The organism is Microbacterium sp. 05N427 (assembly GCF_056397105.1).
In genome coordinates this window covers 1-20751 of the sequence record NZ_JBFTMT010000031.1, presented here as the reverse complement: position 1 = coordinate 20751, position 20751 = coordinate 1, and the positions used below count along the sequence as shown (strand labels likewise).

18 protein-coding genes are annotated in these 20751 nt (G+C 70.7%); 7 read left to right on the top strand and 11 right to left on the bottom strand.

Features of this window, described 5'->3' with window-relative positions:
• Positions 1–9 precede the first annotated feature (9 nt).
• Entirely contained in the window at positions 10–1023 is a 1014-nt protein-coding gene (locus AC1DG4_RS19225; protein ID WP_477380342.1) for an N-acetyltransferase family protein, read from the top strand.
• Between the two features lie 99 nt (positions 1024–1122).
• The gene (locus AC1DG4_RS19220) at positions 1123–2112 is read left to right on the top strand and encodes an o-succinylbenzoate synthase (protein ID WP_477380344.1); all 990 of its coding nucleotides are present in this window, start codon (positions 1123–1125) and stop codon (positions 2110–2112) included.
• Positions 2113–2369: 257 nt separating this feature from the next.
• Here AC1DG4_RS19220 and AC1DG4_RS19215 read toward each other — a convergent pair whose 3' ends face one another.
• A complete protein-coding gene (locus AC1DG4_RS19215; RefSeq protein WP_477380346.1) occupies positions 2370–2990 on the bottom strand; it encodes a TetR/AcrR family transcriptional regulator in 621 nt (206 codons plus the stop codon).
• A 138-nt stretch (positions 2991–3128) separates the two neighbouring features.
• On the opposite strand from AC1DG4_RS19215, the gene AC1DG4_RS19210 reads away from it, so the two are divergent.
• Entirely contained in the window at positions 3129–5924 is a 2796-nt protein-coding gene (locus AC1DG4_RS19210) for an MMPL family transporter (protein ID WP_477380348.1), read from the top strand.
• Positions 5921–7903, top strand: coding sequence for a YhgE/Pip domain-containing protein (locus AC1DG4_RS19205; protein ID WP_477380350.1), 1983 nt, complete (start codon positions 5921–5923; stop codon positions 7901–7903). The genes AC1DG4_RS19210 and AC1DG4_RS19205 overlap by 4 nt, the downstream gene beginning before the upstream one ends.
• 132 nt (positions 7904–8035) lie before the next feature.
• Here AC1DG4_RS19205 and AC1DG4_RS19200 read toward each other — a convergent pair whose 3' ends face one another.
• From AC1DG4_RS19200 to AC1DG4_RS19165, 8 genes are all read right to left on the bottom strand, one after another.
• Positions 8036–8329, bottom strand: coding sequence for a DUF2277 domain-containing protein (locus AC1DG4_RS19200; RefSeq protein WP_477380352.1), 294 nt, complete (start codon positions 8327–8329; stop codon positions 8036–8038).
• Positions 8330–8356: 27 nt separating this feature from the next.
• Positions 8357–9535: an SLC13 family permease gene (locus AC1DG4_RS19195; protein WP_477380354.1), complete on the bottom strand. Its 1179-nt coding sequence runs from the start codon at positions 9533–9535 to the stop codon at positions 8357–8359.
• Positions 9536–9560: 25 nt separating this feature from the next.
• Positions 9561–10556 carry a c-type cytochrome biogenesis protein CcsB gene (gene ccsB / locus AC1DG4_RS19190; RefSeq protein WP_477380356.1) on the bottom strand — a complete coding sequence of 332 codons (996 nt, stop codon included), beginning with the start codon at positions 10554–10556 and terminating at the stop codon, positions 9561–9563.
• Positions 10557–10574: 18 nt separating this feature from the next.
• On the bottom strand, positions 10575–12494 hold the full coding sequence (gene resB, locus AC1DG4_RS19185; RefSeq protein ID WP_477380358.1) for a cytochrome c biogenesis protein ResB: 1920 nt from the start codon (positions 12492–12494) through the stop codon (positions 10575–10577).
• Positions 12475–13236: a cytochrome c biogenesis CcdA family protein gene (locus AC1DG4_RS19180; protein ID WP_477380360.1), complete on the bottom strand. Its 762-nt coding sequence runs from the start codon at positions 13234–13236 to the stop codon at positions 12475–12477. Before AC1DG4_RS19180 ends, resB begins: the two co-directional genes overlap by 20 nt.
• Positions 13237–13294: 58 nt before the next feature.
• Positions 13295–13984, bottom strand: coding sequence for a TlpA family protein disulfide reductase (locus tag AC1DG4_RS19175; RefSeq protein WP_477380362.1), 690 nt, complete (start codon positions 13982–13984; stop codon positions 13295–13297).
• 80 nt (positions 13985–14064) lie between these two features.
• Complete coding sequence (locus AC1DG4_RS19170; RefSeq protein ID WP_477380364.1) at positions 14065–15048, bottom strand: 1,4-dihydroxy-2-naphthoate polyprenyltransferase; 984 nt, start codon at positions 15046–15048, stop codon at positions 14065–14067.
• Between the two features lie 112 nt (positions 15049–15160).
• Positions 15161–16477, bottom strand: coding sequence for an aminotransferase class I/II-fold pyridoxal phosphate-dependent enzyme (locus AC1DG4_RS19165; RefSeq protein ID WP_477380366.1), 1317 nt, complete (start codon positions 16475–16477; stop codon positions 15161–15163).
• Between the two features lie 176 nt (positions 16478–16653).
• Here AC1DG4_RS19165 and AC1DG4_RS19160 point away from each other — a divergent pair, with 176 nt between their 5' ends.
• On the top strand, positions 16654–17076 hold the full coding sequence (locus AC1DG4_RS19160) for a group III truncated hemoglobin (protein WP_477380368.1): 423 nt from the start codon (positions 16654–16656) through the stop codon (positions 17074–17076).
• 12 nt (positions 17077–17088) lie between these two features.
• Here the strand turns inward: AC1DG4_RS19160 and AC1DG4_RS19155 are convergent, their stop codons facing one another.
• Positions 17089–17541: an Lrp/AsnC family transcriptional regulator gene (locus tag AC1DG4_RS19155; protein ID WP_477380370.1), complete on the bottom strand. Its 453-nt coding sequence runs from the start codon at positions 17539–17541 to the stop codon at positions 17089–17091.
• A gap of 72 nt (positions 17542–17613) precedes the next feature.
• Here AC1DG4_RS19155 and AC1DG4_RS19150 point away from each other — a divergent pair, with 72 nt between their 5' ends.
• Together AC1DG4_RS19150 and AC1DG4_RS19145 are read left to right on the top strand one after the other, a co-directional pair.
• Positions 17614–19044: a DUF6421 family protein gene (locus AC1DG4_RS19150; RefSeq protein ID WP_477380372.1), complete on the top strand. Its 1431-nt coding sequence runs from the start codon at positions 17614–17616 to the stop codon at positions 19042–19044.
• Positions 19045–19244: 200 nt separating this feature from the next.
• Positions 19245–19946, top strand: coding sequence for an SDR family NAD(P)-dependent oxidoreductase (locus tag AC1DG4_RS19145; protein ID WP_477380374.1), 702 nt, complete (start codon positions 19245–19247; stop codon positions 19944–19946).
• On the opposite strand, the gene AC1DG4_RS19140 is transcribed toward AC1DG4_RS19145, so the two are convergent.
• The gene (locus AC1DG4_RS19140) at positions 19918–20643 is read right to left on the bottom strand and encodes a TMEM175 family protein (RefSeq protein ID WP_477420255.1); all 726 of its coding nucleotides are present in this window, start codon (positions 20641–20643) and stop codon (positions 19918–19920) included. The two genes, AC1DG4_RS19145 and AC1DG4_RS19140, sit on opposite strands and share 29 nt — an antisense overlap.
• Positions 20644–20751 lie beyond the last annotated feature (108 nt).

Sequence of the window (20751 nt, the reverse complement as noted above, 5' to 3'; positions counted from 1 at the left end):
GTGGAGAGTATGACGATCGAGATCCACCCCGTTGACGCCTTCGACGACGCGGCCGTGGACGCGTGGTGGGAGATCTACGCCGCCGCGCTTCGCGCCGACCGCGGCGGCGACGCAGTGCTGTGGTCCCTCGAGGAGACGCGGATGGAGCTCCAGCAGGATTCGGCGACCTTCGAACAGCACGTCTTCCTCGCCCGGCGCGACGGGGCGGTCGTCGGCGCGGCTGCTCTCGCCTTGCCGCTCAAGGACAACCTCCATGTCGCCGATGTCGCGGTGTACGTCGCACCGGAAGCGCGGCGGACGGGTATCGGATCCGCGCTTCTCGCCGAGCTGGAGGCGCGCGCGATCGCGCGCTCCCGGCGGACGTTCCTGGCTGAGACGAGTTGGGCGGCCTCCGCACCCGCCGACGGCACAGGGCATCCGGGCGTGGAGTTCGGCCGCAGGCACGGCTACGCGCTCGCGCTCGGCGACCGGGAGAGTGTGCTCGACCTCCCTGTGGCGGAGGAACTGCTCGATCGTCTCGCCGCGGGAGCCCCTGACGACGACTACGTGCTGCGCAGCTGGATCGGCCCCGTGCCCGAGGACGTCGTCGCCGGATGGGCCGAGCTCTCCAGCTCACTCGATACCGAAGCGCCGATGGGCGACCTCGACATCGAGGCCGCGACTCCCGACGTGGCGGAGATCCGCGAGAGCGAGGAGCTCGTGTCCGCACAGGGCCGCACCTCGTTCTGCGTCGTCGCGCTCGACCCGGATGGTCGGGTCGTGGCCTACTCGCAGCTCGTGGTCTCCGGGGATGACAGCTCCGCGTACCAGTGGGGCACACTCGTGCGACGGGAGGACCGCGGCCACCGCCTGGGCATGAGGGTGAAGCTGGAGAACCTGCGCCGACTGCAGCACGAGATGCCGCGTACGCCGCGGGTGGTGACCTACAACGCCGAGTCGAACGAGCACATGCTGGCCGTCAACGTCGCCCTCGGCTTCCGTCCCTCCGGACGTCTCGCCGAGCTGCAGAAGCGGCTCGACTGAACCGCCCCCGACGGATCATGCGGATCCGGTGCCCGAACACGGCTGAGGACACATCCGAACCCGCGCGCCGGCGCGGATCCCCGGGTGCATGATGGGGGCATGACCGACCTCCCCGCACTCTCCGAGATCCTCGACACCGCGCGGGTGGTCGCGCTCCCGATGCACACGCGGTTCCGCGGGGTGGACGTCCGCGAGGCGCTGCTGTTCGAGGGGCCGGAAGGATGGGCCGAGTTCTCGCCGTTCACCGAGTACGGCGACGCCGAGGCGTCGAGCTGGTTGTCCGCCGCCATCGCAGACGCCTGGCGCCCCCGCCCCGCGGCGGTGCGCGACGGGATCCGCGTGAACGCGACGATCCCTGCCGTCCCCGCGGAACAGGTGCCGGCCGTGCTCGCGCGTTTCGACGGCTGCCGGACGGCGAAGGTCAAGGTCGCCGAAGCAGGGCAGAGCCTCGCCGACGACATCGCCCGGGTGCGCGCCGTGCGTGCCGAGATGGGGCCGGAAGGTCGGATCCGGATCGACGCGAACGCCGGCTGGAACGTCGACGAGGCCGAGCGCGCGATCCACGCCCTCGCCCCCTTCGACCTGGAGTACGCGGAGCAGCCCTGCGCGAGCGTCGACGAGCTCGTCGAGCTGCGCGAGCGGATCCGCTACCTCGATATCCCGATCGCGGCGGACGAGAGCGTGCGCAAGGCGACGGATCCGCTCGCCGTCGCCCGCGCGGGGGCCGCAGACCTGCTCGTCATCAAGGCGCAACCGCTCGGCGGCATCGAGCGCGCGCTGCGGATCGTCGCGGAGGCGGGGCTGCCTGTGGTCGTCTCCAGCGCGCTCGACACCGCGGTCGGCCTCTCCCTCGGCGCGGCCCTGGCCGCCGCGCTGCCCGTGCTCGACCACGATTGCGGCCTCGGCACGGCGTCGCTGTTCGCCGACGACGTCGCAGACGCCCGCCCGCGCGGTGGCATCGTGTCCGCCGCCAGGGTCGTCCCCGATCCGGCCGCGCTCGCCCGGCTCGCCGCGCCGGCGGAGCGCCGGGACTGGTGGCTGGACCGCCTCACCCGCTGCCACGGGCTGCTCGCCGCCGACGGCCGCTGAGGCCGGACACGGTCCAGCCTCAGCGCAGTTTGGGGCGCACTCTGCCGGTTTGGGGCGCACCACGCCCGGAATCCGTGCCACCACGCGCCCCAAAACGTGAGCACTAGCCCCAAAGCCGAGCACGCACCGCGGTCCGGCCGGCGCAGTTTCGGGGCGCACTCTGCCGGTTTGGGGCGCACGGCGCCCGGAATCCGTGCCACCATGCGCCCCAAAAGGAGAACACACGCCCCACGGAACACGAGCTCCCGCCCGCCGCCTCACCCGAGAAGCAGCGACACCATCCGGCCGAGCTCCACGCTGCCGGTGCGGCGTAGCTGGGCGTCGTCCTTGCCGGCCATCGCGCCGCGCACGGTCGTGCCCTCCCAGATGATCAGCAGCATGCGGGCGGCGACCTCCGAATCGACCCGCAAGGTGATCGTGCCGGTCGCGGCGATGTCGTCGATGATCTGGGCGATGCCGGCGACCATCTCCTGCTCCTGCTTGAGGTAGGCCTTGCCCCAGGCGTGATCCCGCAGGGCGCGGAGGCGGATCTCGCTGAGCAGCATGACGCCCAGGCGGTCGTCGCTGCCGGTGTCCATCACCTGTTGCACGAGCGTGGTGGCGTCGCAGTCCCGGGCGAGCGCACCGGATTCGTTGAGCTCGGTCACCCGCGCGCGCACGGCCGTCAGGCGCTCGGCGGACACGGTGCCGGCGAGTTCGAGGAACAGCTCGTCCTTCGACTCGAAGTTGGAATAGAACGCGCCTCGCGTGAAGCCGGCGCGCTCGCACACGGCCTCGACGGTCGCGCCGTCGAGCCCGTCCTCGGCGAACACCAGCGCCGCCGCCTCGAGCAGCCGCGCCCGCGTGTTCTCCCGGCTCCTGGTCGCACTGCCGGTCATTCGCACCTCCTGCGGGCCTCTGCGCCCGCGATTCACATCCCGCGCACAGAATATCCCGGCGTCGTCGTCTTACGATACAAAGACGTATCGAATACACCAGTGTATCGAACCCGCCTGCACTCCCTTCGGAGGAACCCCGTGTCGACTCTCCTCTCCTCGCTCGGCCGCTGGTCCTTCCGGCACCCCTGGCGCGTGCTCGTGGCCTGGCTGCTGGTGCTCGGCATCGCCGGCGGCGCGGCGCTCGTCCTCGGCAAGGGCACGGACAACGCCTTCACGATCCCGGGCACGGAATCGCAGGCGGGCCTGGAGCAGCTCGAGCGCACCTTCCCCCAGGTGAGCGGCACGAGCGCGCAGTTCATCGTCGTGGCGGCCGACGGCGACAGCGTCACCGACGCTGACTACAAGACGCCGATCGAGCGGACCGTGACCGACCTCGGCAAGGTCGACGGAGTCCTCGCCGCCACGAGCCCTTACGACGAGCACGTCACGGGCATGGTCTCCGACGACCGTTCCGCGGCGATCGTACGCATGCAGTTCGACGGCCAGGCCTCCGACGTCTCGGCCGCCACCAAGGACACCCTGCGCACCGCGGTGAGCGACCTCGAGAAGGATCTGCCGAAGGGCGCGCACGCCGTGATCGGCGGTGACCTCTTCTCGATGTCGATCCCGGCGATCTCGATCACCGAAGGCATCGGCCTCGTGATCGCGCTGCTCGTGCTGATCGTGACGTTCCGCTCCTTCGTCGTGGCGGGCATGCCGCTACTCACGGCCATGCTCGGCGTGGGCGTCTCGATGGCCGCGATCTTCGCCGCCACCGCCTTCGCCTCGGTCTCCTCCACGACGCCCCTGCTCGCGCTCATGCTCGGCCTCGCGGTCGGCATCGACTATGCGCTGTTCATCGTCGCCCGACATCAGGACCAGGTGCGCGAAGGAGTGGATCCGGAGGAATCGGCCTCGCGCGCGACCGGCACCGCCGGATCCGCGGTCGTCTTCGCCGGCATCACCGTGCTGATCGCGCTCATCGGCCTCGGCTTCGCCGGGATCCCGTTCCTCACCACGATGGGCATCGCGGCGGCGGTCGCCGTCATGATCGCCGTGCTGATCGCCGTGACGCTCACGCCCGCCATCCTCGGCTTCCTCAAGGGCCGCGTGGCCGGTCGCCCCGCCAAGCCCCGACGCCCCAAGAAGGGCGAAACCGAGGCGGCGCCGCGCCGCCGATTCTCGGAACGCTGGGTGGGAGGCGTCACCCGGCACCCGGTCCTCGTCGCACTCGCGATCGTCCTCGGGCTCGGCATCGTCGCCATCCCCGCCACGAGCCTCGCGCTCGCCCTGCCGAACTCGGGCGTGCAGCCGAAGGGATCCGAGGCGCGGGAGAACTACGACCTCACCGCCGAGCACTTCGGCCCCGGATTCAACGGCCCGCTCATCCTCACCGGCACCATCGTGACGTCCACGGATCCGGTCGGTCTCATGAAGGACCTCGGCGATGCGGTCGGCAAACTCCCCGGCGTCGCCGAGATCGCCCTGGCCACCCCTAACCAGACCGCCGACACCGGCATCGTCCAGGTGATCCCCACGACCGCCCCGGACGCCCCGGCCACCGCAGATCTGGTGCGCGAGCTGCGCTCGCACCACGACGAATGGCTCACCAGGTTCGGGATCGACGTGAAGGTGACCGGATTCACGGCCGTCGCGATCGACATCTCCGACCAGCTCGGCGCCGCGCTGCTGCCGTTCGGGATCTTCGTGATCGGTCTGTCGCTCGTGCTGCTGACGATCGTGTTCCGCTCGATCTGGGTGCCCGTCACCGCCGCACTCGGCTACCTGCTCTCGATCGTGGCCGCGTTCGGCGTGGTGTCCGCCGTCTTCGAATGGGGCTGGTTCGCCGATGCCCTGCACGTCGCACGGGTGGGGCCGATCATCAGCTTCATGCCGATCATCCTGATGGGCGTGCTGTTCGGCCTGGCCATGGACTACCAGGTGTTCCTCGTCTCGCGGATGCGTGAGGACTTCGTGCACGATGCCGGATCCCGCAGCCCCGACCGGGCAGAACGTCGCGCCGCCGCATTGCGAGCGGTGCGCGGAGGATTCGCCGGATCCGCGAAGGTCGTCACGGCCGCGGGGCTCATCATGTTCGCCGTGTTCGTGGCCTTCGTGCCCGAGGGCGACTCCTCGCTCAAGCCGATCGCGCTGGGCCTCGCCGCGGGCATCGCGATCGACGCGTTCCTCGTGCGGATGACGCTGATCCCCGCGCTCATGGCGATCCTCGGCGAGCGCGCCTGGGAGATCCCCGCGTGGCTCGAGCGGATCCTGCCGAGCGTGGACATCGAGGGCGAGGCCGTGGAGCGCGAGCGTCATCTGGCCGGCTGGCCCGGTGACGACTCCGTGATCGCCGCCGACGGTCTGGCCGTTCAGGGCGCGATCGACGGAGTCGATCTGCGGATGCCCGCCGGATCCGCCCTCGTGCTCACCGGAGGCGACAGGGCCGTGCGACGCGCCGTGGCGCTCGCCCTTACGGCCCGCGTACCCTCCGAGGGACGCCTGCGGGTGGCCGGGCACCTGCTGCCGGGACGCGCCGCCTGGGTGCGCGCGCACGTCGGCTGCGTGATCGTGGACGGCGGGACGGGGACGGATCCGCTCCGCGAGCTGCGCGACGCCTTGCGCGGTCGCACCACGCTCGTGGTGATCGACGGGGCCGACCGCCTCACGCTCGCCCAGAGCGAGCAGGCCGTCGCCATGCTGCGCGACGCCGCCCACCGGGGTGCGCTCGCCGTGCTCGCCACGGCCGCCGACGCCTCCGCAGCCGCACAGCTGCTGACCGACGCCGGGTGGGCGGATCCGCAGACACGGGACCTCGACCACCCGCCGGTCGAGCCCGAACCGCTCGCGATCGCCGACGCGCCCACCACCGACCTCGACGAGGTGACCGCATGACCAACCGCCTGTCCGCGCTGATCGAACGCGCCCGTTCACACAAGCCGATCACCGCCCTCACGCTCCTCGGCGTGCTGCTGCTGCCCGCCGTCCTCGGGGGCGTGCTCGTCGCCGCCCTGCAGGACCCCACCCAGCGCCTCGACACCATGACCGCCGCGATCGTGAACGACGACGAGCCGGTCACGGTGGCCGGACAGCTCGCCCCGCTCGGCCGTCAGCTCTCCGCGGGCCTCGTCGACGGCACGGGGAAGAAGGACGAGAACCTGACCTGGGTCGTCTCGAACGAGAAGGACGCCACCGCGGGTCTGAAGGACGGGACCTACCAGGCCGTCGTTCGGATCCCGAAGGGCTTCTCCGCGGCCGCGGTCTCGGGCGGCAGCGCGGTGCAGGATCCGGCCAAGTCGGCTGAGAAGGCGACGATCTCGGTGACGACCGCCCCGCAGGCGCGCGCCGCGGACGGCCTCATCGCCAATCAGATCGCCGCGACCGCCGCGTCGACCATGGGCACCGAGATCTCCAAGAACACCCTGCAGAACGTGCTCGTCGGCTTCGGCACGCTGGGCGACAAGATCGGCGAGGCGGCCGACGGCGCCGACAAGCTCGCCGCGGGCGCCACCTCCGCCGCGACCGGAGCCGCGGCGCTCCCGGACGGCGCGACCAAGCTCGCCGACGGTGCAGGTCAGCTCGCCGACGGGGCCTCGCAGCTGTCGAACGGCCTCGGCACGATCGCGAACGGCATCACCTCGGCGCAGACCGGCGCGAACCAGGCCGGCGCCGGGCTCGCGCAGGGCGCGGATGCGCTGCAGGCGCAGGGGCTCGTGCCGGGTGAGGTGTTCCAGGGCGTGAACGGCACCAAGCAGCTGACGGCGGGTGTGAGCCAGGGCGTCAGCGGCCTGGTCAGCGGCCTCGCGGACCTGAGCTCGAAGTGCGATGCCAAGGCGCAACCCGATTTCTGTGCCACCCTCGCCGGAACCGTGGCGGGCGCCCAGAACGAGCTCGAGCCCGCTGCCACGAAGGCGGCCGATGCCGCTTCCGGGACGGCAGCCGGCCTGAGCGCGTTCAACACCGCCGCCTCCGCCACCCTCGCCGACCAGTTCCGCACCGCGGCCGACGGCATCAACCAGCTCTCCGCGGGCCTGGGTCAGCTCGCCGACAGCACGTCGCAGAGCGCCACCGGCGCGGGCGACCTCGCCACCGGCGCCACCGGGTTGCAGTCGGGGGCGACCCAGCTCGCCGACGGCGCGAAACAGCTCGGCACCGGCATCGGATCCCTCGCGACCGGCACGTCGAGCCTCGCCTCCGGCCTGCACCAGGCGGCGGACTCGCTGCCGAAGCGCACCGATTCCGAGGCATCGTCACTGGCCGAGGTCGTCGCGAACCCGGTGACAGCAGACACGTCGGGAGGGATGTTCGGACCCACCGCGATCCCGCTGCTCGCGGCGGTCGTGCTGTGGTTCGGCAGCCTTGCGACGTTCCTCGTGATGCGGGCGTTCACCGCGCGGGCACTCACCTCGCGCCGTGCCTCGGCCTCGCTCGCCCTGCGCGCGTTCGCCCCGGCCGCCGCAATCGGTGCCGGGCAGGGCCTGCTGGTCGCGCTCGTGGTCGAGATCGTCGCGAAGTACGACCCGTCGCGCTGGTGGGGCTTCGCCGGCGTCGCCGTGCTCGCCGGCATCGCCTTCGCCGCCGTGAACCAGGCTCTGGTCGCAGTCCTCGGCGGGGTCGGCCGCTGGATCTCCGCGGTCCTGGGCGTCGCGGCGCTCGGCGCGGGGATCATCTCGACGTTGCCAGGCTGGCTCGCCACGATCGCGGGATTCCTGCCCACCTCCCCCGCGGCGACCGCGTTGCTGGGCGATGAGGGCGTCGGATCCGCGATCGCGGCGCTCCTGGTCTGGGCCGTACTCGCCCTGATCGCGACCACGCTGGCCGTGACGGCCCGGCGCACGACGAGCGCGAGGGCCGTCCTCGCCCTCGCCGCCTGACCCGGCGCACGCTCGCCCCACCCTCAGGACCGCGAGACCGAACCTGCGTCCCGAGACCCACGATGAGATCGTCGGTCTCGGGGCGCAGGTTCGGTCTCGCGGATCAGAAGCTCGGCGAGCGACGGAGGGAGCTCAGGTCGCGGTTCGGATTCTGACCTCGCGCTCCATGCGCTTTTCGTGACGCTGGCGCCCCTTGACGGCCTCCACCTCGCGGCTCTTCGGTGGGGCGTTCGTGACGAGCTGATCGAGCATCCGCCGGGTCGCCTGCGCGATCTCGTCGATCGCCTGCTCGAACGCAGGGGTGTTCGCGCGCGACGGGTGCGTGGATCCGCTCACCTTGCGGACGAACTGGAGCGCGGCCTCCCGCACCTCATCATCGTTCGTCGGCGGTTCGAAGTTGTGAAGGCAGCGAATGTTCCGGCACATGCCGCGACGATAGCCCGAATCCGCGATTCAGGAAACGGCTGCGAGCGCGAGCGCGGCGACTCCCACCGTGGCCGTCGCGGCGCCGAGGCCCCACAGCGCGAACCGCCCCCAGGGGATGGACACCCCGAGCGCCGAGACGCGGTGGTGCCACAGCAGGATCGCGAGCGATGCCCAGGGTGTCACGAGCGGGCCGAGGTTGACGCCGATGAGCAGCGCCATGAGCGCGACCGGGTCGTGCGCGGCGATCGGCTCGAGCACGAGGTACGCGGGGAGGTTGTCGATGCCGTTCGCCGTGAGCGCTCCGATACCCGCCACACGCAGCAGCTCCAGCACTCCATGCCCGGTCGCGGCAAGCGGCGAGAGGAGCGCCGCGAGCCCTCGCACGTGCGCGGCCTCGACGATCACGAAGAGGGCTGCGGCAAGGCCGAGCGCCTGCCAGGGAACCAGGGCGAGGCGCAGCGCGCGGCGCCTCCGGAAGGCGAACAGCACGATCAGGATCAGTGCGGCGGCCGACGCCGGGATCCACACGTCCCGTACGAGCGCGAGCAGCGGAAGCAGGGCGACGAGCACGACGGCCGACACGAGGAACAGCACGCGGTCGGAGGGCTCAGCCTGCACCGGTGACGTGTACCGCCCGAAGAGCGTGCGCCGATGGGCGACGGTGAGGATCGCGACGGGCACGAGCACGCCAGCGAGCGCGGGCGCCCAGCTCAGCGCGAGGAAGGCGAGCGGATCCGAGCCGATGGCCGGCGCCGCGAGCAGGTTCGTCAGGTTCGACACCGGCAGCAGCAGGGACGCGGTGTTGGCGAGCCAGACCGTGGCGAGCGCGAAGGGCAGCGGCGAGACGCCCACGCCCTGCGCGAGGAGCACCACCACCGGGGTGACGATCACCGCGGTCGTGTCGAGCGAGAGGAAGATCGTGCTGATGACCGCGAGGAGGATCACCGCACCCCAGAGTGCGATCACCCTGCCGCGCCCCCATCGGGCCAGATACTGCGCGATCACGTCGAACACGGCGGCGTCCCGCGCGAGCTCGGCCACGATCGTGATCGCGATCACGAACCCGAGCACGGGAGCCGTTCGCCCCGCCAGCGCCCCGGCATCGGCCAGCGGCAGGAGCCCGCTGACGACGACGCCCGTGGCGACGAGCGCCAGGGCGATCACCGCCAGCGCACCCGGCCGGAGCCCGGCCCTCCGCGCGGTCATCGCCCGCTCCGACCGTTCGAGCCGCTCAGCTCAGGCCCGAGTAGACGTGCAGACCCTTGAAGAACAGGTTGACGATGGTGAAGTTGAACAGCACCGCGGCGAAACCCACGATCGACAGCCAGGCCGAGCGGGATCCGCGCCAGCCGCGCGTCGCGCGGGCGTGGATGTACCCGGCGTAGAGCACCCAGATGATGAATGTCCAGGTCTCCTTGGTGTCGAAGCCCCAGTAGCGGCCCCAGGCGTCGTTCGCCCAGATGGATCCGGCGATCAGGGTGAACGTCCAGAAGATGAAGCCCACGGTCGCGAACCGGTAGGCGAGGCCCTCCAGGCGCTCCGAGGAGGGCAGCGTGGCGAGGAAGTGCGGACCGGCCTTGGGAGCATCCGCGAGCACCTTCGCCTCGCGGCGCGCCTGCATGAGCTGGAAGACGCTGAGCGCGAAGGCGAGCGCGAAGAACGCGGTACCGAGCGACGCCACGAACACGTGGATCACCAGCCACACGCTCTTGAGCGGGTCGGCGAGTGGCACGACCTCGACGTAGAAGCCGGTGGCGGCGCCGCCGAGCAGCACCACGACCAGGCCGACGATGAAGGTGCCGAGGTACTTCAGGTCGAACCAGATGTTCACGCCGATGTACACCGCGATGATCAGCAGCGTTCCCGTCATCGAGAACTCGTACATGTTCGACCACGGCACCCGGCCCGCGGCGACGCCGCGCAGCACCTCGCCGGCGAGGTGGAACAGGAAGCCCAGCGTGGTCAGCGCCGTGCCGATCCGCGCCATGACGAAACGCTGCGGAGCGGTCGCCCCCGCTCCCCCGCCGCCGGAGCCGGTCGCGCGACCGACGGACGAGGCCGATGCCCCCACGGCCGCACCGACGAGCTCGCGCTCGGGCACGACGGCCTTGGCGTCGGCGGCGACCTGCGAGCGCCTGGCGAGGTCGAACGCGTAGGCGATGAAGGCCGCGGCGTAGATCGCCACCGCGGTCCAGATCATCAGGATCGACAAGGAGTCGAAGTTCATGCTGTCAGCCTACTTCCGCTATCGGTCACTGAGTTTGTCGATGCGTCCGCTGTCATCGGGCTCTGATTCGTCGGACGCGCCCGCGTCGGAAACGTCCGCCTCGGGGACGGGCGCCTCGGGGACGGCCGAGGTCGCGCCGTCGGCGTCGAGCAGGCGCGCATGACCGTCGCGCAGGTCCTCCACGGCGGCGGCGAGGGTCGGATCCTCTCCGCGTGCGAGGCCGGCGTACTCCAGCTGCACGGCGCCGTCCACGACCGTCGCCTTGACCCACATGCGCCGGCGCGGCACGAACAGCGCGAGCACGAGACCGAGCAGGGCGACCACGGCGAAGACCAGCACCCACTGCTCGGAGGGGTCGTGGTGGATCTGCAGCGAGACATAGCGCTTGACGGACTGCGAGTAGTCCTTCGCGCCCTTCGGAGCCTCGTTGTCGAACGTGATGGTGCCCATGCCGTTCGGCAGCGCGGTGGTCTCCCCCGGAGCGAGCTCGATCGACTTCGTCCCGGTCTTGCCGCCGGTGAGCTGCGTCATGGATCCGGTGTCGAGCACGTACACCGAACGAGGGGTGCCGTCATCGATGCCGAGATCGCCGGCGAACACGTTCAGGGTGAGCGTGGGGTTGATGAGGTCCGGGTAGACCGAGGTGAGCGCGCCGGTCGCGAGCTTCGCCGAGGTCGGGTAGAAGAAGCCCTGCAGCCCGAGCTGCTCTGGCAGGCCGTCGGCGACCTTGACGATCCCGATCGACATCATCGTGCTGTTGTTCTGGGGCAGGAACGGCACCGAGTCGTGGAAGACCACGTCGCCCTTGGCATTGTGGACGGTGATGGTCGGGGCGTAGCCGTTGCCGAGCAGGTAGACGCGGTCRCCCGCGATGCCCAGCGGGTGGTTCACCTGCACCTGGGCCTTGTGCTCCTTCTGCCCCTGCTCCGAGACCGTCACGTTCGCGGCGAAGTCGCCGGCCTGACCCGACGACGACTTGTTCGGATCGAACGGCTGGTAGGTGACGTCGAAGGAGTCCAGCGTCATCCGGTAGGGCGCGAGCGCGTCATCGGAGACGAAACGACCGCGGTTCATGGACGAATAGTCGAGAAGGGTGTTGACGAAGCTCGTGCCCTGCACGACCACGCGCTGCCCGGTGTAGGCGAAGCTGCCGCCCACGCCCACCGAAACCAGCACGCCGAGGAGGGCGACGTGGAACAGCAGGTTGCCGGTCTCGCGGGCGTACCCGCGCTCGGCCGAGACCGAGAAGCCGCGCTTGTCGTCGTAGCGCTGCACGCGGTAGCGCAGCGCGCGCAACTGCTTCTCCGCGATCGCGATGCTCTGCTCCGCGGCCGCGGACGGGTCGGAACCGGCGACCGTGCGGACCGCCTCGCGGTGGTCGTCGAGACGACCCAGCCGCACGGGCGTGCGCGGCGGACGCGACTGCAGGGCTTTGAGGTGGTGTTTGATGCGCGGGATCACGCATCCGACGAGCGACAGGAACAGCAGCAGATAGATCGCCGAGAACCACGCCGACAGATAGACGTCGAACAGCTGCATGCCGTCCAGGATCGGGAACAGATCCGGGTGGTCGGCCTTCCACTGCGTGACGCCGTTCGGATCCGCCATCCGCTGCGGGAAGATCGACCCGGGGATCGCGGCGATCGCGAGGATCAGCAGCAGTACGAGCGCGGTGCGCATGCTGGTGAGCTGTCGCCAGCCCCAGCGCAGCCAGCCGACGACGTTGAGCTTCGGCGAGTCGACGCCGTCCCCCCGAGAGTCTCCGTCGCCGTCGATGTGGTCGCTCGGGCGCAGCGGATCGCTCGAGCGGTCGGTGCCGGCCTTCTTCTTCGCACCTTCCTTGTTCGCTTTCGGTCCCTGAGGCTCTCGAAGGGTCGCGGACCCCTCGGGGCCTTCGGGGGCCTCGGACGCGGGGACGTCAGAGCGGGAGTTCGACACTGCCGACCACCGCCCCGATGCTCGACATGATCGTCTTCCAGACGCCGGTCACCATGAGCAGTCCCAGCACGATGAGCAGTGCACCTCCGACGATGTTGACGACCCGCACGTGGCGGCGCAGGAACGAGAGCGAGCGCGTCGCCCAGCCGAAGCCCAGCGCGACGAGCAGGAACGGGATACCCAGACCCAGCGAGTAGGCGATGCCGAGCCACACCGCGCGGCCCACGTCCCCCACGTTGACCGACAGCGCGACGATCGCCGAGAGCGTCGGGCTGAGGCACGGGCTCCAGCCGATGCCCAGCGCGATGCCGAGCAGCGGAGCGCCGATGAGTCCGGCACGACCGGAGATGTTCATCCGCACGGTGCGCTGCGCGAAGCCGAAGACGCCGATGAAGACAAGGCCCATGACGATGATGACCGCGCCGAGGATCCGGGTGATCAGGTCGCCCCAGCGCAGCAGGAACACACCAGCCGTGCCGCCGACGACCGCCATCAGGATGAAGACCAGCGTGAAGCCGAGGATGAACAGCAGCACCCCGAGCACCATCTGGCGGCGCGTGGGGGCCTTCGTCGTGCCGTCCTGCTGGGGCGCGGATCCGCCCACTGCACCGCCGACGAAGCCGAGGTAGCCGGGCACGAGCGGCAGGACGCAGGGCGAGAGGAAGGACAGCAGCCCCGCGAGCATGGCGACGGGAAGCGCCGCCCAGAGGGCGCCGGATCCGACGATGGCGTCGATGTTCACGCCCTCGCCCTCCGCGGGCCGAGGATCGCCGTGGCGGCGTCCGTACGAGGTGCGCTCATCACTTCTCGTCCAGTGTGTCCTGGATGAGAGTCTCGAGGATCGAGGCGGAGCCGATCGGGCCGATCACGCGCGCGGCGACGCGCCCCTGCTTGTCGAGGACGAGCGTGGTGGGCGTCGCCTGGATCGAAGTGACCTCGGCGAAGGCGAGCTTCGCACCCCCGGTGTTCACGTCGATGATGCTCGGGTAGGTGATGCCGTACTTGTCGTTGAACGCCGTCGCGGTGCCTGCCTGGTCGTAGGTGTTCACGCCCACGAACGAGACGCCCTTGCCGTCGAATTTCTTCCAGACCGATTCCAGGTCATCGGCCTCGACCCTGCACGGTCCGCACGCGGCGTACCAGAAGTTCACGACCGCGACGTCGCCCGCGATCGAGCTGCTCGTGAAGGCCTTGCCGCTTTCGAGGGTGCCGCCGAAGGTCACGGGCTTGCTGCGGTCGGCGGCCTTGATCTCCTCCACGCGCATGCCGTCGGAGCCGATGTATCCCTTGTTGTCGCCGTTGCGGTACTGGTCGGCGACGGGGTCGTTCGAGCAGGCGGCGAGGCCGCCGGCGAGCGCGACGCCGAGCAGGGCGGCCGTGGTCCGGACGACGCGGGAGCGGCGGGATGAGCGCGTGACTCGCCGGTCTCCGAGAGCGGCGTCACCGGGAGAGTCAGTGGGCGCGGACGGGCGCGACGAACTCAGAGGCATGCTCGGAATCTTACGAAAAGACTCTATGCACCCGGTGGGCGGGGCCTTCACGACGACCGGCTGCCGGGATCCCGAGCCGCTCACACCACTGGCGAGATGAGCGCCCAGAACAGCGCTCCGGCGTATGCGAGCGTGCCGAGCGAGGTGAGCGCCAACGCGATCACGAGTTCCTTGGGCGCCCGGTACGCCCACACGATCACGAGCGCCGGCAGGAACGCGAGCAGTGCGAGCAGCCCCACCCAGGCGACCGGGTAGAACAGGGCGAGCAGCACGAGCGCGAGGAACGGCAGGATCACGAACACGGTGTAGAGGATCTGCGTGGCCCGCTTGCCGATCACGACGGTCAGCGTGCGCTTGCCGACCTGACGGTCCTGGTCGATGTCGCGGAGGTTGTTGGCCAGCAGCACCGCGCAGGCGAACAGGCCGACCGCGATGGCTCCGATCCACGCCTCCTGCGGCAGCGTCAGCGACTGCACCCAGGTCGTGCCGAGGGTGGCGACCAGCCCGAAGAACACGAAGACGAAGACCTCGCCGAGCGCGTTGTAGCCGTAGGGCCGCTTGCCGCCGGTGTAGAACCAGGCGGCCACGATGCACACCGCGCCGACCGCGATCAGCCACCACTGCTGGGTGCGGATCGTGATGCCGATACCCGCGATCGCGGCGAGCGCGAAGAACGCGAGCCCGGTGTACAGCACGCTCTTGGCGGAGACGCGCCCCGAGGCGGTGAGCCTGGCAGGGCCGACCCGGTGCGCGTCGGTGCCGCGCACGCCGTCGCTGTAGTCGTTCGTGAAGTTCACGCCGATCTGGAGGCACACCGCGACCGCGAGGCAGGCGAGCGCGATGACCCAGTGGAATTGCGGATCCCCCAGCCGCGCGGCGCCCGTGCCGACCAGCACCGGGGCGATCGCGAGCGGCAGCGTGCGCGGGCGGGCCGCGCCGATCCAGTCGCCCAGGGTGACCGGCGGCAACTGCTCGACCGGGCGCTTCGCCGGGTTGCCGGAACGGGAGCGCGCCGCAGGGCGCGCAGACGCGGGTGCGGTCTTGTTGGTCCTACGGTTCGCCACGCAGGAATCCTACCGGCGCCGGTTGTGCCCGCTCTCGCGCCTGCTCTCGCGCCGCCCGCTCTCGGGGACGCAGGTTCGGTCTCGCGGTCAAGGGAACCGGATCCGGGCGGCCTCAGCGCCGGTGGGCGTCGGTGATCGCGGCGCGGAGGTCGTCGGCGAGGGTGCGCATCTCGGCGTCGCCGAGGGTGTGCGCCGTGAGCCGGATCTGCGGCGAGGCCTCGTCCGCCTCGAGCAGGAATCCGCCGCCCGTGCGCACCAGCCAGCCGCGGCGCATCATCGCCTCGGACACGGCACGGCCGTCGACGCCGCATTCCACCCACACGTTCAGGCCGTCGTCGCCGCGCACCGTGATGCCGCGCTCGCGCAGCAGGGCGCGCAGCGCGTCGCCGCGCTCGGCGTAGTGCGCGCCCGCGCGCTCCAGCGCGGCCGGGGTGTCCGGGTGGTCGAGCATTCCCACGGCGACCCGCTGCAGGATCCGGCTGACCCAGGTCTTCCCGGGCGAGAGTCGGGTGCGCAGTTGAGCTGCGGTATCCGGATCCGAGGCGAGCAGTGCGAGCCGCAGATCCGGCCCGAGGAACTTCGACATCGACCGCACGAGCGCCCAGCGTGGGTGCCCGTCCGGGATCACGGAGTGATACGGCCGGCGCGACAGCAGCGAGTAGTGGTCGTCCTCGATGATGAGCACGTGCGGCGCCTCGGCGAACACCTCTCGCAGCGCCTCCGCGCGCCCGGCGGTGAGGCTGATGCCCGTGGGATTGTGCGCGCGCGGCGTGCATACGACCGTGCGGGCGCCGGCGTCGATCGCCGCGCGCACGCCCGCGACCGTGATGCCCTCCTCGTCGAGGGGGATGCCGACCGGGCGGTACCCGCCGAGCCGGACCACGTTGATGCTGGAGAGGAAGCACGGATCCTCGAGGCCGACCACATCACCATGGGCGAGCGAGGCGACGAGGAGCCGCTCGAGTGCGTCGACCGCCCCCGAGGTCACCGACAGCTCGAAGGCACGCGGCTGCGCCTCGGCGAGCCACCCCGTCGCCCAGGTGCGCAGCCCGTCGTCGATGAGCGCGTCGCCATAGAGCGCGGGGGTGCGCAGGTCGACCTCGGCGAGCACGGGCAGCGGGAGCAGGTCGGGGTCGGGGTTGCCACTGCCGAGGTCGCGCAGCACGGTCTCCGCCGCGAAGCCCTCCTCCTCGGTGCGCACGGGTCCTGCGACCACAGTGCCGCCGCGACCGCGGCTCTCCACGGCTCCGGCACGGGCGAGCGCCCGGTAGGCGGCGGCCACGGTGTTGCGGTTCACGCCAAGGCTGTCCGCGAGGCCCCGCACGGTGGGCAGGCTTTCCCCCACGGCGAGGGCACCGGATCCGATCAGAGCGCGGATCGAGTCGGCGATCTCGTGCGCGGTGCTGCCCTGGATCGCCGTGTCGGTCACGCCCTCAGCCTATGGGCAGCCGCAGTCCACGTTCCGTTCTCAGGATGGATGCCGGGATCCGCCGCGGTATGCACCGTAAAATCGCGGATCTCGCGAATTCGTCCTGAGAACGGAACAGCTGCATCCCGACAAGGGGAACAGCGCGGCGCCGGCCACCCGCGACCTACCCTGGAACCATGGCCGACATCCGCGATCGCGACGACATCCTCGTGCTGGTGCGGACCTTCTACGAGACCGCGTTCCAGGATCCGCTGATCGGGCGGTTCTTCACCGATGTCGCGCGCATGGACCTCGACCACCACCTGCCGATCATGGGCGACTTCTGGGAGAGCGTGCTGTTCCAGGCCGGCGGCTACCACCGCGACGCGCTCGCCCTGCACTCCGCGGTGAACGCGAAGCACCCCCTGACCGCGGCGCACTTCGATCGCTGGCTGCTGCTGTGGAACGCCACGGTCGACGACCTGCACGAGGGCCCGGTCGCCGACGCTGCGAAGCAGCAGGCCGCGCGCATCGGGCTGTCCCTCCGGCGCCGCGTGCAGGGACTGTCCGGCAGCCTGCTGGACACGATCCGGATCCGGCAGGACGCGGATCCGTCCTGAGGCGGGCTGAGGTCAGCGCGTCGTGGGCACGACCGGCCGGTGCTCGTAGAACGTCTGCAGCACGACGGTCGTCCGAGTGCTCACGTTGGCGGCCAGCCGGATGTCGCGCACGAGCTGCTCCAGGTGCCGCGGGGAGGCGACCCGCGCGAACAGCATGTAACTGGCGTCGCCCGCGATCGAATGGCACGCCTCGATCGCATCGAGGTGCTCGAGCAGCTCGGGGGCGTTGTCGGGCTGGGCGGCGTCGAGCGGGGTGATCTCGATGAAGGCGGCCAGCGGCTTGCCCACCGCCTCGGCGTCGATGACGGGCCGGTAGCCCGAGATGACGCCACGCGACTCGAGCCGGCGCAGCCGCGCCTGCACGGCCGACACCGACAGCCCCACCGCGTCGGAGAGGTGTGCGAGCGTCGCCCGCCCGTCCTGCGAAAGGGCAGCCAGGATCGCGAGATCGACAGGATCATCCATACGTGAAATAATATCGGAGTCAACCAACATTTGCAGGAATATTTCCTGCATCGTCCCGGATCGGAGGTCCCGATGTCCCTCATCACCACCCACAGCAACGCTCTCATCGGCGAACCCGAGGTCGTCGAGGACGCGTCCGTCGCCGAGACCAGCGCGGCCTGGACCCTGCTCAAGGACGCCGCGATCGCGCTGCGCCCACTGCAGATCAAGGACGGATCCGTCCCGAACGAGGCCGACCACGACGCCGCCCGCGCGCACGTCGCCGCGATCATCGCCGGCATCCGCGCCCTCGCCCCGGCCTTCCCGCATGACGCCGCCTACCTCGAGGCCTCCGTCAAGGACTTCGAGCGCTGGGTCGACGAGGGCTTCGGCGTGCCCGACTTCCTGGATTCGCTCATCGCCTTCCAGCCGCAGCAGCACCGTGTGGACGGCATCCGCCACCTGGTCGTGTTCCCGATGTACACGCAGAACGGCTCCAGCGACCGGCTCGTCGAGGCGCTCATCGTGCAGGCGATCTGGCCCGAGTTCATCGCGGACCTGGAGGCCGGCGACTACGGCAACAAGCTGTTCGTCTCGCTGCGCCTGATCGACTTCACGCCCGGCTACGACACGAACTCGGCGGTGCTGTTCCCCGAGACGGTCGCGATGCGCGAGATCCCGTCCTTCACCTGGGGCGCGATCTTCCAGGACCGCGAGGCCGCCCGCTACCGCCGCGTCGTACGCGCCGCGAGCGGGATCACGAACCTGGAGCTTCCGGAGCGGGCCGCGGCCATGCTCGATGACCAGGAGCTCGCCGAGAACACGTTCGTGATGTGGGACATCATCCACGACCGCACGCACATGCGCGGCGACCTGCCGTTCGACCCGTTCATGATCAAGCAGCGCATGCCGTTCTTCCTCTACTCGCTCGAGGAGATGCGCTGCGACATGACCGCGTTCCGCGAGTCGCTCAAGATCGAGCGCGCGTTCGACGCCCGCGTCGCGGCCGGTGAGCAGCTCACCGCGAGCGAGCAGGAGATGCACGACTACGCGCATCTCGTGCAGTATGCGGTGATCTTCGACCGCATCTTCCGCTTCGCGATCACCGGCAACCGCACGCGCAACTACGACGCCGTCGGCGGGCAGCTGCTGTTCGCCTGGTTGCACCAGCGCGGCGTGCTGCACTGGACCGACACCGCGCTCGCCTTCGACTGGGAGAACGTGCCGGACGCCGTGGTGGCCCTGGGCGACGCGATCGACGATCTGTACTGGCACTCGATCGACCGCCCGAAGACCGCTCACTGGCTCGCCGCATACGAGCTGGTCCGTGGCACGCTGACGCCGCACCCGGCGTCGCAGTGGGCGCGCGGCCTGTCGGACGAGATCCTCGCCGGCGCCCCCAAGGGCTACACCGACGCCGTGCTGGACGACGAGTTCCCTCTCTCGATGTTCTTCGAGACTCTGGACAAGAAGATGAAGCCGGTCATCGAGTCGACCGTGGGGATCCGCGGCACCGACGACTGAGCCGCGTTTCGGGGCGCTTCTCACTGTTTCGGGGCGCGTCTCGCCACGGATTCGTGGTGAGACGCGCCCCGAAACGCATGTTCCCGCCCCAAACCGGGCCGGCGCTGCAACAATGGCGGCCAGATCCACCGGCCGGATCCGCCGGCCGGATCGACGGGCCGGATCCACGAGCCGGATCCGATGACCATGGAGGAAACACGATGACCGTCGCAGGACGCACCGTACTTCTCGCCGGGGCCACGAGCCCCTCCGGCCTCGCGATCGCGCGGGCCTTGATCGGCGCCGGCGCGCGCGTCATCGCGGTCGGCCGGGACAGGGGCAAGCTCGACGCGCTCGCCGCCGCGGCGCATCCCGCGGTCGCCGCCTCGGCGGACACCGTCCACGGGTCGATTCGCGTGGAGAGCTGCTCTCTCACGAACGAGTCCGAGGTCGCGGCCCTCGCGACGCGCCTCGCCGGGGACGGCGAGCACATCGACGGCCTCGTGCCGCTCGTCGGCGGCTGGCGCGGCGGCGGGGGTCTCGCGGGGCAGACCGAAGAGGACTATCGCGCCCTCGAGCAGGCCTTCACCGCGGTGCGGGTCACGAGCCGCGCATTCGACGCCGATCTGCGGGCTTCCGAGGCGGGCCGCTTCGCGATCATCTCCTCGACCGCGGTCGCCCGCCCGCTCGCGGGCGGAGCGAACTACGCCGCCGTCAAAGCCGCGAGCGAGTCCTGGACCCGCGCCGTCGCGCAGGGCTTCGCCAAGGCCGCTCGCGACGCGGAACAGCCGCTGCACGCTGCAGCCGTGGTGCTTCGCGTGCGCGGGCTCGACGACGCCATCGACCGGGTCGCGGCCGAGATCACGGAGCTCTGGGACGTCGACGCCGCCGAGCTCAACGATCGGGTGATCGACCTGGCCTGACGGGTCGGCCCGGCTCCCCCGCGGCGCGACGCGCGCTGTTCCGGCGAGCGTCGCCCCTGCGCGCCACGATCGCCTGCGCGGGGCCGGCGAGCAGTAGGAGGAACATCGCCGCGTAGCCGATGTCCGGCACCAGAACGGCGATGACGAGGGCGACGGCGAACAGGCTGCTCATGACGATCTCGGCGATGAGGCCGCGGCGCAGCGACTCCGGGGCGATGCGATGCAGCTCGGGGTGGTGGCGCAGATACAGCCGGGTCGCGAGCATGAGCAGCGACGAGGCGAGGAGCGCCCCGATGTAGAGCAGCTTCTGCGTCGCGTCGGTGGCCATGACGCCGAGCATGGCCGTGGACACCGGCAGCCAGACGATCGTGAACATCCACCCCACCTGCAGCCAGACGAGCGCGTTCGTCGCCTTCTCGACCCGGTCGAAGACCCGGTGATGGTTCATCCAGAAGACCGCGATGATGAGGAAGCTCAGCGCGAAGCTGAACAGCTGCTTGTTCTCGCTCTGCACGTACTCCAGGGCGGTCTTGTTCTCCCGCGCGAACTCGGACACGTTCTCGAGCAGCGGCAGGATCAGCAGCGTCATCGCGATCGCGACGACCGCGTCCTCGAAGGCCTTCAGCCTCTCTGCGGAGAGCAGCGGGCGGCTCGTCTCGATCGTGGTGCTCTGCGGGTCGTCCTCTGCTCGGCTCACTCCCGAATGCTCCCGTACCGGCCGGGATCCGGTCAAGGCGCCGCGCTCGGCGGGCCTCGGGCCGTGGTCGGCGGGCCGGGCGGGCGGCGGGCCGGGCGGCKCGTGGCG